The 16,659-nt window shown below is 45.5% G+C and carries 13 protein-coding genes; 1 reads left to right on the forward strand and 12 read right to left on the reverse strand.

The window, feature by feature from the left end; translation table 11 throughout:
• The 10 genes from pknB to ACTQWB_RS10360 form a co-directional block, all read right to left on the reverse strand.
• Nucleotides 1-2,250, reverse strand: a complete 2,250-nt coding sequence (gene pknB / locus ACTQWB_RS10315) for a Stk1 family PASTA domain-containing Ser/Thr kinase (protein ID WP_441501687.1) — start codon at nt 2,248-2,250, stop codon at nt 1-3.
• A complete protein-coding gene (locus ACTQWB_RS10320) occupies nt 2,244-2,990 on the reverse strand; it encodes a Stp1/IreP family PP2C-type Ser/Thr phosphatase (RefSeq protein ID WP_441501686.1) in 747 nt (248 codons plus the stop codon). Before ACTQWB_RS10320 ends, pknB begins: the two co-directional genes overlap by 7 nt.
• A 59-nt stretch (nt 2,991-3,049) precedes the next feature.
• The gene (gene rlmN / locus ACTQWB_RS10325) at nt 3,050-4,090 is read right to left on the reverse strand and encodes a 23S rRNA (adenine(2503)-C(2))-methyltransferase RlmN (RefSeq protein WP_441501685.1); all 1,041 of its coding nucleotides are present in this window, start codon (nt 4,088-4,090) and stop codon (nt 3,050-3,052) included.
• Between the two features lie 29 nt (nt 4,091-4,119).
• Nucleotides 4,120-5,469: a 16S rRNA (cytosine(967)-C(5))-methyltransferase RsmB gene (gene rsmB, locus ACTQWB_RS10330; RefSeq protein ID WP_441501684.1), complete on the reverse strand. Its 1,350-nt coding sequence runs from the start codon at nt 5,467-5,469 to the stop codon at nt 4,120-4,122.
• Entirely contained in the window at nt 5,462-6,181 is a 720-nt protein-coding gene (locus ACTQWB_RS10335; protein WP_441501683.1) for a zinc metallopeptidase, read from the reverse strand. The genes rsmB and ACTQWB_RS10335 overlap by 8 nt, the downstream gene beginning before the upstream one ends.
• Before the next feature lie 4 nt (nt 6,182-6,185).
• The gene (gene fmt, locus ACTQWB_RS10340) at nt 6,186-7,151 is read right to left on the reverse strand and encodes a methionyl-tRNA formyltransferase (protein WP_441501682.1); all 966 of its coding nucleotides are present in this window, start codon (nt 7,149-7,151) and stop codon (nt 6,186-6,188) included.
• Nucleotides 7,152-7,634 carry a peptide deformylase gene (gene def, locus ACTQWB_RS10345; protein ID WP_441501681.1) on the reverse strand — a complete coding sequence of 161 codons (483 nt, stop codon included), beginning with the start codon at nt 7,632-7,634 and terminating at the stop codon, nt 7,152-7,154.
• 107 nt (nt 7,635-7,741) lie between these two features.
• Nucleotides 7,742-9,970, reverse strand: a complete 2,229-nt coding sequence (priA, locus tag ACTQWB_RS10350) for a replication restart helicase PriA (protein WP_441501680.1) — start codon at nt 9,968-9,970, stop codon at nt 7,742-7,744.
• A gap of 3 nt (nt 9,971-9,973) precedes the next feature.
• Nucleotides 9,974-11,431 (reverse strand): UDP-N-acetylmuramoyl-L-alanyl-D-glutamate--2,6-diaminopimelate ligase, encoded by a 1,458-nt coding sequence (locus tag ACTQWB_RS10355; RefSeq protein WP_441501679.1) that lies wholly within the window; start codon nt 11,429-11,431, stop codon nt 9,974-9,976.
• A gap of 65 nt (nt 11,432-11,496) precedes the next feature.
• Nucleotides 11,497-13,161, reverse strand: coding sequence for a hypothetical protein (locus ACTQWB_RS10360; RefSeq protein WP_441501678.1), 1,665 nt, complete (start codon nt 13,159-13,161; stop codon nt 11,497-11,499).
• An 868-nt stretch (nt 13,162-14,029) separates the two neighbouring features.
• Here ACTQWB_RS10360 and arcC point away from each other — a divergent pair.
• On the forward strand, nt 14,030-14,962 hold the full coding sequence (arcC, locus tag ACTQWB_RS10365) for a carbamate kinase (protein WP_441501677.1): 933 nt from the start codon (nt 14,030-14,032) through the stop codon (nt 14,960-14,962).
• 134 nt (nt 14,963-15,096) lie between these two features.
• Here arcC and ACTQWB_RS10370 read toward each other — a convergent pair whose 3' ends face one another.
• Nucleotides 15,097-15,549, reverse strand: a complete 453-nt coding sequence (locus ACTQWB_RS10370; protein WP_441501676.1) for a hypothetical protein — start codon at nt 15,547-15,549, stop codon at nt 15,097-15,099.
• Between the two features lie 270 nt (nt 15,550-15,819).
• Complete coding sequence (locus ACTQWB_RS10375; RefSeq protein ID WP_441501675.1) at nt 15,820-16,590, reverse strand: hypothetical protein; 771 nt, start codon at nt 16,588-16,590, stop codon at nt 15,820-15,822.
• Nucleotides 16,591-16,659 lie beyond the last annotated feature (69 nt).

Here is a 16,659-nt window from a genome sequence, read left to right on the forward strand (position 1 = left end):
TCACTCTGCTTTCTCAAAAGTAAGCGGATAATGCCCAAGCTCCTGATAGCTTCCATCAGACTGCTGCTCGGACAGATATAAAGTTCCCTCTGCAACTCCAGGTGCTCCTGTAATATCCAGCTGATATGGGAATGTAAGCTGCTGTCCTTCCACGATTGAACTTGCCTTTGGCTCACCGTTTACTTCCTGGACCAGTTCCAGTCTGATAAGTCCACCGGTATATCCGGTAGGTGTATTCAGTCTCTGTGTACATTTCCATACTTCACCATTCGCTGCTGCCACAGAAGTATCTGCAGCAGAACTCTGTACCTGTGACTCATCTGTACTTTCTGACACGGAAGGATCCTGGTTACCACTACTTACGGTAAGTGTGATGGTATCCTGGTCCGGATCCCCATATACCGGATTGTCATCTGTAAATCCAACCGGATCCTGGGAAATAACAGTGCCTTCCGCTACATCTGTGCTCATCTGCATTTCCACATTGATATTAATGAATTTGCCAAGTTTGGCAATAGCCTCATTTTTCTCTAATCCGGTTACATCCGGGATCTGTACACTGTCACCATAGTTAATGCCACGGCTGATTGTAAGAGTAACCGTATCTCCAGCTTTTACAGTGCTTCCTGCAACCGGATCTGTATCCAGTACACAGCCGATATCTACTAAAGAACTATCATCCGGATATATTTTATTAATCTGAACGGTCACACCCTGACTTTCCAGTGTTTCCTGTGCTGTTGCACCATTTTGTCCAAACAGATCTGGCATCGTGATCTGCTCAGAGCCTTTACTTACATAATAATTGATTGTAGAATTTTTCGCGATCTGTGTTCCCTTTACAGGATCCTGGGAAGAAATCTTACCTTTTTCCTGTGTGGAAGCTTCTTCGCCTTTATAGCTCATTCCAATATTTAAGGAAGCACAAAGTTCCTGAGCCTCTGCCTCAGTTTTACCGATCAGGTCTGGTGCAGATACCATACTGTCGTCCTCACTGCTCTGTGTGGTATCTGTATTCTGTGCCTGCTGTTCCTGCTGATCCGAAGTTGTATCTTTCGATCCGCCGATCAGGCCTGCAGCTCTTCCCACTACCAGAATCACTGCGATCAGAACGACTGCTCCAACGATCAGTGCCACAATACTTCCAGCTACACTGACGCCTCTTTTCTGTTTCCTGATACGTCTCTCCCTGTCTTCGCGCTCTCTGTCACGTTCCCGGCTCTTTCGTGAACGCTCAGGCTTCTCATCCTCGTCATCATAGCCGTAATCGTCATCATCATAATTTGTCTCATTCAGTTCTTTTTCAAGAGCCTCAATGTCCGGCTTGATGGTCTGCTTTGGAGTATGTTTGATCTCCCCAAGCTCTTCATCCGAAATGACAACTGTCTTGGCATCTGTATCTACAGAATTAAGTTTTACGAAATCTCCCTGAGGGTCAATGAGAGAATGCTTCAGATCTGCGATCACATCCTCCATCTTATTGTATCTGCGGTCTACACTCTTCTGGGTACATTTCAGAATGATCTGCTCCAGGCTGTATGGAAGATCCGGAGAATATACACTCGGTGGTACCATCTCTTCCTGGAGATGTTTGATTGCGATGGCAACCGTGGTATCTCCATCAAATGGAACACGTCCTGTTACCATCTCATATAAAGTAATACCAAGTGAATAGATATCACTCTTTTCATCGCTGTATCCGCCTCTTACCTGCTCTGGTGAGCTGTAATGCACAGATCCCATAACATTGGAACTGATCGTATTAGAAGAAGCAGCTCTGGCAATTCCAAAATCGGTCACTTTTACCTTTCCATCTGTGGAAATGATAATATTCTGAGGCTTCACATCGCGGTGCACAATCCCATGGCTATGTGCAGCTTCCAGTCCCATGGATACCTGAATGGCAATGCTGGTAGCCTCCTTCACGGAAAGCTTACCTTTCTTGGAGATATACTCTTTCAGAGTGATTCCCTCGATCAGCTCCATTACAATGTAATAGACACCTTCATCATCCCCTACATCAAATACATTTACAATATTCGGATGGGTAAGGCCGGCTGCCGCCTGCGCTTCACTTCTGAATTTCTTTACAAAAGTTGCATCTTCCCTGAATTCCGGCTTCAGAACCTTAACCGCCACAAAACGATTCAGTTTATGGTCCATTGCCTTATATACGTCCGCCATTCCGCCGGTACCGATTTTACTTACAATTTCATAGCGCTCTGCTATGATCATACCTGTCTTTAACATGTTTCCACCTCATTCGTGAATGGTTCTATCAATATGATCGCAATGTTATCCTTGCCGCCGTTATTGTTGGCTTCCTGTATGAGAGTATCTCCCTTCCAGGTGATATCCTCATCAGAATTCAATATGATTTCTTCCATTTTTTTATCTTCCACCATATTACTGAGACCGTCAGAACACATCAGGATCGTACTGCCTGGTTCCAGACGCATATCAAAGAAATCCACATCTACAGTTTTCTCCGCCCCCAGAGCTCTGGTGATAATGTTCTTATCCGGATGGTTTCTCGCCTGCTCAGCAGTGATCTCACCCATTCTTACCATTTCCTGAACCAGTGAATGATCTCTGGTAACCTGCCGCAGTTGTTTATCAACCACATATAATCTGCTGTCTCCCACATTGGCAACATAAGCATACTGGCCTACAATAGTGGCTACCACCATGGTAGTTCCCATTCCACGAAGCTTCTCATCCTTCTGTGCCTGTTCTATGATCTCTGTGTTCGCAGTCTCAATGGCATGACGGATTACCTTTACAGGATTATAATCCGTATCCTCCCGTATTTCATCTACCAGTATCCTGACAGCATGAGAGGAGGCGTAATCGCCGGCATTGTGTCCTCCCATTCCATCGGCAACAGCAAAAAGATTCGGGAGATTTCCAACCGGGTCCTGGGAAGCGAACACATAATCCTGGTTCATCTTCCGCTTCATTCCTATATTCGTAGCTGAATATACCCTCATGTCACTTCTCGCTTTCTGTCCTCTTCGTGATGCTGTTTTCCTAAGCAGCATCCTTTTCGTTACTGCGGATCGTAACTTTTTTCCATATAGCTTTTTCTCAATTGTCCACAGGCACCGTCTATATCACTGCCCATTTCCCTTCTAATAGTAACATTAATTCCGCATTTTTCAAGTTTTATTTTAAAATTCTCCACTGCCTGGTGTGTCGAACGCCTGTAAGAACGCTCCTTGATTGGATTTACGGGAATCAGATTTACATGGCAGTTAATATCGTGTATCCTGCTGCTAAGCTCCTTTGCATCTTCATCACTGTCATTCACACCAGCCACAAGACTATATTCAAAAGTAATTCTTCTGCCAGTTTCCCGGAAATACTCTCGGCATGCATCCAGAACTTCATCCATACTGTACCGCTGTGCAATTGGCATAAGTTCCCGCCGCTTTTCATCATTTGGCGCATGCAGGGATAATGCAAGGGTGATCTGCAGCTTTTCCTTTGCAAGCTGGTAAATTTTCGGAACGATTCCGCAGGTCGAAACGGTGATATTCCTCTGGCTGATATTAAGGCCGCCTTCATCTGAAAGGAGATGCACAAAACGTACAATATTATCATAGTTATCCATAGGCTCACCGGTTCCCATTACCACAACATTGGATACTCTCTCTCCTGTTATGCTCTGGATCCGGTAAATCTGATCCAGCATTTCAGAAGGAAGAAGATTTCTGGTCCAGCCCCCAATTGTGGAAGCACAGAAGCGGCACCCCATTTTACATCCCACCTGTGAGGAAATACACACGGAATTTCCGTGTTTATAACGCATCAGCACGCTTTCTATCACGTTTCCATCCGAGAGACGAAACAGATATTTTCTTGTGCCATCAATGGCGGAAATCTGTTCATCTACCATTTCCAGGGCTGTGGTGGGATAATCCTTCAGTTTTTCCTTTAATTTTCCTGGTATATTTCCCATCTCATCGTAAGATGTTACCAGATGTTCATGAAGCCAGCTGTAAATCTGCTTTGCGCGGAAAGGCTTTTCCCCTAATCCGGTCATCAGTTCTTTCAGCTCTTCTTTATTCATTGACTTAATATCTGTCATATTTTTATTTCCTATTTTTCTGAAATTTCCTATTTTCTTCTGAATTTTGCAATAAAGAATCCGTCTGTCTTATGTACTCCCGGAAGAAGCTGCAGATATCCAAGTGCTGTAGTCTCTGAATGAAGCTCTTCTGGAAGATAAGGATCCAGACTTTCCAGCTTAAACGGATAATTATTCAGAAACCACATCATATTCTCTTCATTTTCCTCTTTTGCGATCGTACAGGTGCTGAATACAAGCTCGCCTCTTGGCTTCACATAATTGGCTGCACGATCCAAGATCGTCCTCTGTAAGATCACAATTTCGTCCTGCTTCTGGGGTGTCACGCGATATTTGATCTCCGGTTTCTTACCGATCACTCCATACCCGGAACAGGGCACATCTGCGATCACAATATCTGCCAGCAGCTCTGAATCCTGGTCAAAAACAGTTGCATCCTGAACTCTGGCCTGTACATTAATCGAATTGGTACGCTGGATATTCTCCTCAATAAGATTCACCTTATACTGGCTTACATCTCTTGCATCTACAGTGCCAAAGCCTTCCATCTTGTCTCCCATATGAAGGCTTTTCCCACCAGGTGCTGCACACACATCAATGACATAATCCCCTTTTTTCGGATTCGCCACTTCCGCAACCAGCATGGAGCTCACATCCTGAACCACAATCTGGCCTTTGATAAATGCATCCAGGGCAAGAATATGGTTAAAATCTGAAATGCTGTATGCATAAGGAAGATATGGTGCAGGTTCCACCTGGACCCCCTGGCTTTCAAGGCTCTTCACAATGTCTTCTTTGGAATTCAGATAGGTACGGCAGCGGATAGTAAGAGGATGCTCCGTAAGAAAATCTGCAAGGATTTTCTCTGTGGTTTCCTCACCATATGCCTCCAGCCATCTATTCACCAGCACCTCAGGCATGGAATATTTTACAGAAAGATACTTCAGCAGGTCATCCTCTTTTTTTGGGAATTGTACCTTGTCCATTTCCCGCACAATTGTCCTAAGGACACCATTTACAAATGGCTTAAGATTATAAAAGCCCTTTCTTTGTGCCAGCTTCACGGCCTCATTACACACCGCACTGTCCGGCACGCTATCCATATATTTCAGCTGGTACACAGCACTTCTTAATATTTCCCGGATCGCAGGCTTCATTTTATCCACCGTTACCTTGGAAAAAGAATTGATGATATAATCAATCTGAATCCGGTATTCCAATGTTCCCTCACACACACGGGTAATAAATGCCCGATCCTGTTTCGGAAGGAACTGGTATTTGGAAAGGGCATTCCGGATAGCCACATGGCTATGCTCCCCCTCTTCAATTTCAAGCAAAATTTCCAGGATCATCTCCCTGGAATTAATTCCATTAATCATCCCGTCTTCTACCTCCGGAAAGTATGATCAGTCTCAAAAGCTGTAAAATAGAGGACGCCAGGGCAGCTACATAAGTAAGGGCAGCTGCTGTAAGGACTTTCTTCGCCCCTGCATTTTCTTCATGACTTAAGATTCCGGTGCTTTCCAGCATTTTTAAGGCTCTGGAAGAAGCATTAAATTCCACCGGAAGTGTTACCAGCTGAAACAGAACTGCAAGTGAAAACAACACAATTCCTGCAGTCGTAAGTGCTGGAATGGACATGATCAGCCCCAGTATAAAAATAGGCCAGGAAAGAGAAGAACCGATATTTGCCAGCGGAACGATCGCAGAACGGATATTCAGCGGTGCATAGTTTATATTGTGCTGGATCGCATGCCCGCATTCATGGGCTGCCACACACACAGCAGCCACTGAAGTTCTTCCGTACACATCCTGGGAAAGTGCCAGTTTTTTAGTTCTTGGATCATAGTGGTCTGTAAGACTTCCGGAAATCGGAACAATTGTCACATCATAAATTCCGGTAGCACTTAAAATCCTCTGGGCGGTCTGCGCTCCTGTAAGTCCGGAATGACTGCGTACCTGCTGGTAACGGGCAAAAGTGCTTTTCATCTTTCCAGATGCCGCAAGGGCCAGCAACATTCCAATAATCAGCAAAACATAAGTAGGATCAAAATAAAATCCATAAGGATATCCATACCCGTATCCGTACATACGATCACTCCTTTTTGTCCGTAAATCTGCTTCCGGTTTCTATATGGCATCCGCGAAGGAATGCATCTGCATCCATTCTCTTCTTTCCCTCCAGCTGTACCTGGGAAAGTACCAGAATACCCTCACTGCAAGCCACATAAATTCCTTTTTTGTCTGTTTTCACAACCGTTCCGGGCTCTGCTGACTGCACCTCCAGATTTTCCAGGTCTTCGCTGCCAGCTACAAAGCTCTCCCACACCTTCAGTGTCTTCCCATTCCAGAAAGTAAAAGCGCTTGGCCACGGATTTAATCCCCGTACCAGTCTTTCCAGCTCCACTGCTGATTTCTGGAAATTCATAAGTCCCATCTGTTTGGTGATCATGCCAGCATAAGGAGTCGGACTTTCTTCCGGCTGCTTTTCATAAACAGCTGTACCGTCAAAAATACGGGGCAGAGTCTCAATGAGAAGCTTCGCTCCAGCCTCCGCCAGTTTATCAAAAAGACTTCCCCCTGTCTCATCTGCTGCAAGAGGTACCACGATTTTGGAAATCATATCTCCAGTATCAAGGCCTGTGCCCATCCTCATGATCGTTACCCCGGATTCCTTTTCCCCGTCAATAACAGCCTGCTGGATAGGAGCCGCACCGCGGTATTTCGGAAGCAGAGAGGCATGGATATTAATACAGCCATACTTTGGAAGCTCCAGAATACTCTTCGGGATGATCTGGCCAAAAGCGGCCACAACAATAATATCCGGATTCAATGCTTTCAGGGTTTCCTGAAATTCCGGCTCCCGCACCTTCACCGGCTGATAAACGTCAAAGCCATGCCGGATAGCCTCTTCCTTTACAGGCGTCGGCAGCATGGTTTTTCCACGGCCCTTTGGTTTATCCGGCTGTGTCACAACGCCTGCGACTTCATACCCGGCTTCTGCCAGGGCTCGAAGAGGGTTTACCGCAAAATCCGGTGTTCCCATATAAACAATTTTCATTTAATCTTCTTCCTCCTCGTTATCGTAGCTTACATGATGTAATTCCCCCTCAACCAGGCGGGTATACATTTTTCCATCCAGATGATCGATCTCATGGCAGAATGCGCGGGCAAGAAGACCCTCTCCTTCATAGATCTGCTCTTTCATATCCATATCAAGAGCTTTCACTTTTACATAATTGGGACGGGTAACCTGACCGGACATTCCCGGAACACTTAAGCATCCCTCTTCACCAGTCTGCTCTCCGGAGGTCATAAGGATTTCCGGATTGATCAGGATCAGCGGACCATCTCCGACATCAATCACTACGATTCTCTTTAAAATACCAACCTGAGGAGCTGCAAGACCAACTCCGCATGCATCATACATAGTTTCCAGCATATCTCCTACCAGATCCTTGGTACGCTTATCGATTTTCTCTACTGGTCTGCAGACCTTCTCCAAAACGGAATCTCCCTCTGTTCTGATTGTTCTAAGTGCCATTTTTTCGTTATCTCCTTTTATCTTTTCTCTTTGATGATGTCAGGGGCAAAAGCTTTATCCCGCAAACAGGAACAGCTTTCTGACTTTTTGCCCTGTCATCATTTTGATCATGAAAAATCAAATTGTATATTTACCTTTCTGAAGCCGGAATTAATCTCAATGTATTTCTCCATCCTGTCCTTGATCCAGACAAGCAAGTCATAGTTCCCATGCTTCAAGTAGATTACTCTTCTGTATACGTCCTTTACTTTTCCCACAGACGCCGGGGCCGGACCGATCATGTGAAGATCTTTCCCCCCATAAAGCTTACCTGTAAACAGACTAAGGTAATGCATCGCCGTCTCAAGAAGCTTCTCATCTTCTGACGCCCCAAGTACTGCCATCATATGAGCTGCCGGTGGATAATCCATCAGAAGACGGTATCCCATTTCCTCTTCGTAAAATGCTTCGTAATCCTGCTTTGCTGCAGTCTGGATGCTGTAATGCTCCGGATTGTAGGTCTGGATCAGAGCATGACCTTTCTTTCTTCCTCTTCCGGAACGACCTACCGCCTGTGTAAGCAGCTGGAAAGTCCGCTCCCCGCTGTGGTAATCATCGGCATTCAGGGATAAATCTGCCGCAATAACTCCCACAAGGGTTACATCTGGAAAATCATGTCCCTTAACGATCATCTGGGTTCCAATAAGAATATCTGCCTCATGTCTGGAAAAAGCGGACAAAATCTTTTCATAGCTTCCTTTTGCCCTGGTAGTGTCATAATCCATCCTAAGGATCTTCGCCCCTGGAAATTCTTTCTCCACCACCTGCTGGATCTGCTGGGTTCCTGCTTTGAATCCTCCAATATAAGGGGAGGAGCAGACAGGGCATTTATCTGGCTTCACAGTTTCATATCCGCAGTAATGACAGATTAGTCTCCTGCCGTTATGCTCACTTAAAGACACATCACAATGCGGGCATTTCATCACATGTCCGCAGGACCGGCAGGATACAAATCCTGCATAACCGCGACGGTTCAGAAACAGCATAGCCTGCTCTCCCTTTTCCAGACATTTTCCCATATCCGCTTTCAGTTCCAGGCTTAGGGCCAGGCGGTTCCCTTTCTTTAATTGTTCCCTCATATCAATAATTGATACTTCTGGAAGAGGCCGTTCTTCAAACCGCGCTTCTAGTTTCACCAGCGCATATTCTCCTTCTTTCGCCCGGTAATAGGCTTCCATGGAAGGTGTAGCAGAACCAAGCACTACCTTCGCACCTTCCATCCTGGCTCTGTGAATGGCCGTCTCCCTTGCGTGGTACCTGGGACTGTTTTCGCTTTTATAAGAAGCTTCATGTTCCTCATCAATAATGATCAGTCCCAGCTTTCCAAAGGGCGTAAAAAGTGCTGAACGGGGACCTACCATCACCTGAAGTTCCCCCTGCTTTGCCCTTTTGAACTGGTCATACCGTTCTCCCTGGGAAAGCCTGGAATTGATCACAGATACCTTGTCTCCAAAGCGGCCATAAAACCGCCTTACCATCTGGTAAGTCAGGGCAATTTCCGGAATCAGCACGATTGCCTGTTTTCCTTCCTTTATTACCCTGTCGATCAATTCCATGTATACCTGGGTTTTTCCGCTGCCCGTAACTCCATGGAGAAGAACCGGTCTAGGATCATTCCTTTCCCATTCTGATAAGATCTGTACTACCGCTTCCTGCTGCGGCTGGCTTAAAGTGTCCAAAGCCGCATGGGGAATGCTCTCCGCATCCTGTATCGCACTTCTGTATATCACATCCGTATCAACAGAAGCAATCTTCTGTTCTTCAAAATATTTCAGGACAGAAGCCGTAGTCCCAAGCTCTTTTCCCGCCCAGGCTGTCTCCAGTTTCCCATCTTCTTTCTGCAAAAGCGCTTCCAAAAGACGGATACGTGCCTTATAACGGGTCTGTTTCATATCTTGCAGAAGTTTTTCCCCATCCTCCCTGGAAATAAGAAGGGTTATCCACCGTTTCTCCTGGGCTTTCATCTTTTTTTGGATGGGAAGCACTGTTCTCAGCGCCTGGATCATGGTGGAACCATAGTGCTCTTTCATCCACCCCGCCAGGGCGATCAATCGGGATTCTGTAGTTTCCTGGTCATTTTCAATTCCTGCAATGGATTTTATCTGAATTCCTGTCACCTTGGGTTCCCCGGAAATCCCAGTCACATACCCCTTGCGCAAATGATTTCCACGCCCAAACGGAATGGAAACCACCATTCCCACCTGAATCTGATCCTTCAGATTTTCCGGAACCAGATACTGGAAACTTTTGTCCAGCTTCTCGTGGGAAATATCTACAATAATATCTGCATATGTCATGTTTTACTTTCCAGCAAGAATATCTGCGATCAGCACACGCTCATCCATGGGATATTTCCTGCCTTTGATTTCCTGGTAATCCTCATGACCCTTTCCGGCAAGCACTACAATATCCCCAGGCTCTCCATGGTGAATCGCATAGGCGATTGCTTCCTTGCGGTCTGGAATTTCCACATATTTGCCCTCTGTTTTTGCCATGCCCACTTTAATATCATCAATGATTGCCTGTGGCTCCTCATCTCGCGGATTATCAGATGTAATGATCGTAAGATCCGCCAGACGTCCGGAAACTTCTCCCATCTCATAACGGCGGAGTCTGGAACGGTTTCCGCCGCAGCCAAACAGACATACCAATCTGTGTGGATGATACTCCCGCAAAGTGGTAAGAAGGCTCTCCAGTGCCATTGCATTATGTGCATAGTCAATCATCAAAGTAAACTCATCGGATACCTTCACCATCTCAATACGGCCTTTCACTTTCGCCACCTTTAAAGCTTTCAGGATATTCTCCTGGGAAACCTTGAAGTGGCGGCAGATTGCAATTGCTGTAAGAGAGTTATAGATACTGAATTTGCCTGGAATGTCGATTTCCACAGGGAAATCCATAAGACCCTTCAAATGATAGGAAATTCCAAGATAGCCCTTTCCACCTATCAGCTTAGCATCCTCTGCACGAAGATCTGCTTCTTTGGAAAAGCCATAAGTCTCAAGAGTACAGGTATGTCCTTCAATAATTCTGTCAAAATGCTCATCATCCCGGTTTACAATGCCCACACGGCACTGTTTCAACAGCATGGATTTGCAGGCCAGATAATGGTCAAAATCCTTATGTTCATTAGGACCGATGTGATCTGGCTCAATATTTGTAAAAATTCCAAAATCAAATACAAATCCCTGGGTACGGTAAAGCATCAGTCCCTGGGAAGAAACCTCCATCACCACGCAGTCACAGCCAGCTTCCACCATTTCGTGGAAATACTCCTGTACCACATAGGATTCCGGAGTCGTATTAGAAGCCGGAATCACCTTATCTCCAATGATCGCCTCGATGGTTCCGATCAGTCCAACCTTGTATCCGGCATTTTCCAAAATGGATTTTACCATATAAGTGGTCGTGGTCTTACCTTTGGTTCCTGTAATTCCAATGGTTTTCAGCTTCTCTGCCGGATGTCCGAACCATGCTGCTGCAATAAATGCCATGGCATATCTGGTATCTGCAACTTTAATCACAGTAACATCAGAAGGTGCAGAAGCATCCTCCTCTACAACCAGAACTTTTGCCCCCTTGGCTACCACATCCGGAATAAATTTATGACCATCTACAACAGCGCCTCTGATACAAATGAACAGCGAACCTTCTGTTACTTTTCTGGAATCATAAACAACACCAGTGACTTCCTGCTCTGTGCTACCCTGTACGCAGGTGTATTCTAACTTCTCTAATAAGGATGATAATTTCATAAATATATGCCTCCTTTTACAACAACGCATACTCTTTTATAGAATAGCACACACAGAATTTCTTTTCAATCTTTCCTTCTAAAAAACATACGTCTGGCTGACAGTGCAGAAAGGAAAAAGGAAAGCAGGATCAGCACCTGAAACACCTCTTTATGTGAACAGTCTCCTGTTTTCACGGATGTAACAGAGGTGCCTATGCTGCCATCACTGCCGGATTTTCCTGTACCGTCTCCCACATTTTCTGTCTTTTGGGATTCGACCCTGACAGTTGCCTGATCCCGCACTGCACTTTCTTCTCCGGTCTCATCTGTCACTACGATAATCTGATTAACCAGATCCTGGTCTTCAAGTTCCTTTGGAAGTACAACCTTTGCTTTTAAATTCACACAACCGCCTGGAACGATTTCCGGAATCTTCGCCTGGGTCTTACTCCTATTCAGAGTGACCCCCTCCTGTTCCAGAAAAGTGGCAGTTACACCTGCAAGTCCGAAACGTTCTGTAGTGATCACAGAATGAAGGGTCTGTTCCCCGGTATTGTGAATGCTGATCTGATAGGTTATGGTATCTCCCGGGCTGGCACTTTCACAGTCCGCCGTTTTCTTCACGGAAAAAGAGGCTTTAAGCGGATGGATCACCAGCTGTGTACTGGATGATTTTTCGATTAAAACGGGATTTTCCGTTTGGGCCGCAACTGCCAGTTTCAGGTCACCGTTCTTCGTTACTGCCGGGTCCAGATAAAAAGTAACCTTTCTTTTTTCTCCTGCTGACAGACTTTCTAACACCGCACTATCCCCGGAAATTTCCAGACCAGGCTCTTTTTCCCACACAGGTACTGCTTCCATTTCTTCTGTTTCTTCAACCTCTTCCACTTGTGCTTTCAGGGAAATCCCATAAACCGGGACTTGTCCACAGTTTATCAGATCTACATCCATATAGATCCGTTCTCCAGCTCGGTGTGTCTCTTCCCGCGGATTCATCTCAACATTAAAATCCATATCAGCCGCTGGTATTTCCAATGTCTTCGAAGATGATCTGCATAAAATCTCCTTTTCATTTCCACACTTTTTCACAATATAGATGCCGCCTCCATTTTCCTCGTTCCAGGCATCATTAACATGCAGGATATCCTGGCAGACCGGGACCGTTCTGTTTTGAGCCGGAAACCGGTATTCTTCCCGCAATGTAACTGGAATAACCAGCTGTTTTCCCGCCTCACCAGGATTGATCTTCCATCTGAATCCGGTAATCGTGCTCGATCGTCCATCTGCAGTATTTACAGGAAGCTCCTCTTTCAGACAACCCTCTGGCATTACCAGTGTAGCATCTGGCTGGAAATATTCCGAAAGCCACACTACTAATTCATAGGATATGGGAACCGATATATTTCCCCCCTCAGGCGCTTCCAGGGAAGCAATTTCCTCTATATAATCAGAAAATCCATTCTGTAAATCTACCGCATCTCCAGCTGTGTTTCCAATGCTTTCTCTTTCTGTATTGGAGGGTTCACTTTCCCATACAAGTGTCTCCAGTCCATATGCATTTACCGAAACCTCTGCCTTAAATTGCTCCATTTCTTTCCATGCCGCCTCATGAGCGACCTCTACTGACCCATTTCCAGCTTGTGCCCCATACGCCACCACAGGCTGTGCTGTACATCCAGCCAGAATCCCAGCCTGGGCAAGCAGTCCTGTGCCTGCCGCCAGTATCTTTTTCCATATTCTGTTTTTCATCCTTCTTCTCCTTTCTGACACAATTATCCAAATGAACATGTCTGCTGATGCAGAACTCGCCATAAATGAAAGTCGATTGCTCCTGGCTTCCCATCCATTAGCGCTTGTAAAAAATCACTGGCATTCCATAGGCACCACACCTTTCTTTCTGAAGCGGTTCTGTTTCAGACAGTGCCTTTCAGGCCAGATTCTTTTCCATAATCCGCAACAATCGTCAAAAAACGCATAATACGCCTGGTTATGTAGTTACTTCCAAAACGGACATGTCTGCTTACGCAGACATCACCATGAATGAAAGTCGATTGCGACCCGCCATTGACGCTCCCGCAATCGCCACCTGTATTCGTAATCCGGGCTATCGCCCTACTTACTCATACAGTCTAGCCTGTGCGATATCCATAAATCCACCATGCAAGCATGGTGAATTCATGGCTGCCGCACAGGACTTTCATAGTAAAAAATGGGTTATCTTGCGTCGAACCGACGCTGTAGAAATTCTTTCCTGCAGAACGCAGAAATAAGATAGGCTTACTTTACCATATCCTGACTTTAAATGCAAGAAACTGTCGGATTTTATTTTCATTTCATATTTTTTCGATTTCTTTAAGATTCTGGACACAGTTCCCTCACAAATTACCGATATAATGATTCTCGGATAGATGAAAAACCACTCTCTATCTCCCCCCTCAAAAAATATAGGAAATAAGCCATCTGCCCACGCAGGTGGCTTTTCCTGTTTGAATCCAAAGAATCTATTGCAATTCCAGCTTTTACCTTTTATAATGAAAGATATTACTTAAGGATGTCCGGGGGAAGCCAATTATCTCTGATATCCCACATTATATTTGACAGAAACGAGGTATCTCCTATGAGTGAAAAAATCGTAGTAGTTGCATTAGGCCACAAAGCTCTCGGTACCACACTCCCAGAGCAGAAGGTAGCCACTAAAGCCGCAGCAAAGGCAATCGCGGATCTTGTTGAAGATGGTGCCAAGGTGGTGATCTCCCACAGCAATGGTCCACAGATTGGCATGATCCACACTGCAATGAATGAATTTGGAAAGGCACACCCGGATTACACATTCGCCCCTATGTCCGTCTGCTCTGCAATGAGCCAGGGTTACATTGGTTATGACCTTCAGAATTCCATCCGCGCCGAATTCATCAGCCGCGGAATTTACAAGCCGGTTGCTACTGTTCTGACACAGTCAGTTATTGATCCCTATGATGACGCATTTGCAGATCCTGAGAAAATCATCGGACGTGTCCTTACTGAAGAAGAAGCCGAAGCAGAAGAAGAGAAAGGTAACTTTGTTACCAAGCTTCCAGAAGGTGGTTACAGACGTATCGTGGCAGCGCCTAAACCTCAGAAAATCGTAGAACTTGAAACTGTACGTGCGCTTCTTAATGCAGACCAGGTTGTAATCGCAGCTGGCGGCGGCGGAATCCCGGTGCTTGAACAGGGCATTAACCTGCACGGTGCCAGTGCCATCATCGAGAAGGATCTTGCAGCAGGACTTCTTGCAGAGGAGCTGAATGCAGATACTCTTCTGATCCTTACAAGTGTAGAAAATGTATGCCTGAATCTTGGCACAGCCGATGAGCAGAAGCTTAGCACCCTTACCACTGCTGATGCGAAGAAATACATTGCTGAGAATCAGTTTGCTTCCGGATCCATGCTTCCGAAGATCGAAGCAGGTATCTCATTTGTAGAAAAAGGCGAGGGACGCACCACTGTTATCACAGATATCGCCCACGCGAAACAGGGTTATGAAGGAAAGACAGGAACCGTTCTCTGCTAATCTTTCTCTCATATAACTTCATACACCTTTTATCTGCAGTAAACAAGTCTGCCCTTGCAGACATTGCGATAAACAAGAAAAGGAACCTTAGACGGGGCGGCTTTTCCCAGCTCGCTCCATCTGGTTCCTTTTTCTTATATCCTGTAATGTTCTTTTCTTTTTCCAATACGGAATTTCCCGTACAGTTTCCAGATTCCCCACACGATTCCATAACAAATGGAAAACTGTATCACATACATGATAAAAATAACCGGAGGGGAGATATTCTCTTCTTTAATCTGGACATCTGCTGTATCTGCAAGAGCCTGTATCTGCGTCTCATCTGACACTGAACTCTTCAGGGAATACCACTGGCTGCCCTGCTCCTGCTCATCATAGATCAGCACTACATAGGAGCCGTTTATGCATTCCATATCATCTACCAGCTTATCCTGTACATACTTTTCCAGTTCTTCCATGGTCACCACGTCAGACGGGTGCATGGATTTCCAGGAAATCCAGGTAAATACAATGGCAATAACAGCGATCGTCCCTGCCACCAATATCCACTTTTTGCTTTTTCCAGATTTTTTCTTCTCTTCTGTCATATCCAGGCTGTATCCTTTCTAAAATGAAAGTCGATTGCGACCCGCCTATGGCGCTCCCGCAATCAACCACTGTATTCGTAATCCGGGCTGCCGCCCTACTTACTCATACAGTCTAGCCTGTGCAATATCCATAAATCCATCATGCAAGCATGCTGGATTCATGGCTGCTTCACAGGACTTTCATAGTAATTTAGGCTGTTTAAATGGGCTTTTTGCAAAATAAGACGTACAGATTGCAGGAATGTTTTTTCAAACAGTCTATAGTTAATCCTATCTTGTAATAAGCTGTAAAACACAGTCCTCGGACTGCGCATCAATCACTCCGATAAAGTCTCCATCCTTTAAGGTGACCTTGCGTTCATCTCCCGCTGTTACAGTAATACTTCCACTTTCCCCATTATCTCCCACGATCATGAAGCTTACATAGCCATCTTCACAAGAGGCAACATAATGTCCAGGCTGAATCGTTCCTGAACCGTCTGTACTAACTTCCAGCACTTCTCCTATTTTCATTTCGTAAGCAGCCGAAGATGCAGCAGAATCTTCAATTCCCTGCTGGATCGCAGGCAGGATATCATACTCTAACGAATCGCGGATCTCAGGCAGGCTTGTACCGATAAATCCAAGTAGAATGAGCCAGATCAGCCAGGATTTCTTCTTTTTCGCCTTTTTCTGGGTATAAACACCGCCATTACTGGTTAACTGCTTATACCCACTGCTTGTCTTCTGCGTCTTGGCGCTCTGACCAGCATAGCTTCCACTCTTCACATTTCCCTTATTATAAGCACTTTCACCAGCAGCGCTCTTTGCCTTGCTACCCGTCTTAGATCCGCTGCCTGCATTTCCCACCTTTTTATCTCCAAGCGGGATCTCTTCCTGCCGCATGATTGCCCTGGCTTTACTGGTAGCATGACGGTAATGGTCACTTCTGTTCTCATTCAGATGATACAAGGTTTCGTCATTTCTGTATGGCATTCCGCACAGCTTACATCTGCCATTTACAACAGGCCCGTCACAGACCTGGCAACGTTTTCTCTCCATAGACTTCCTCCTGGTTATCTGTTTTCCCTTCTTTACACACGCACTGAGGGGAAAAGCCCCTGCTTTCTT

Source organism: Blautia sp. HCP3S3_H10_2, assembly GCF_052122375.1.
In the GTDB taxonomy this organism is placed as follows: domain Bacteria; phylum Bacillota; class Clostridia; order Lachnospirales; family Lachnospiraceae; genus Blautia_A.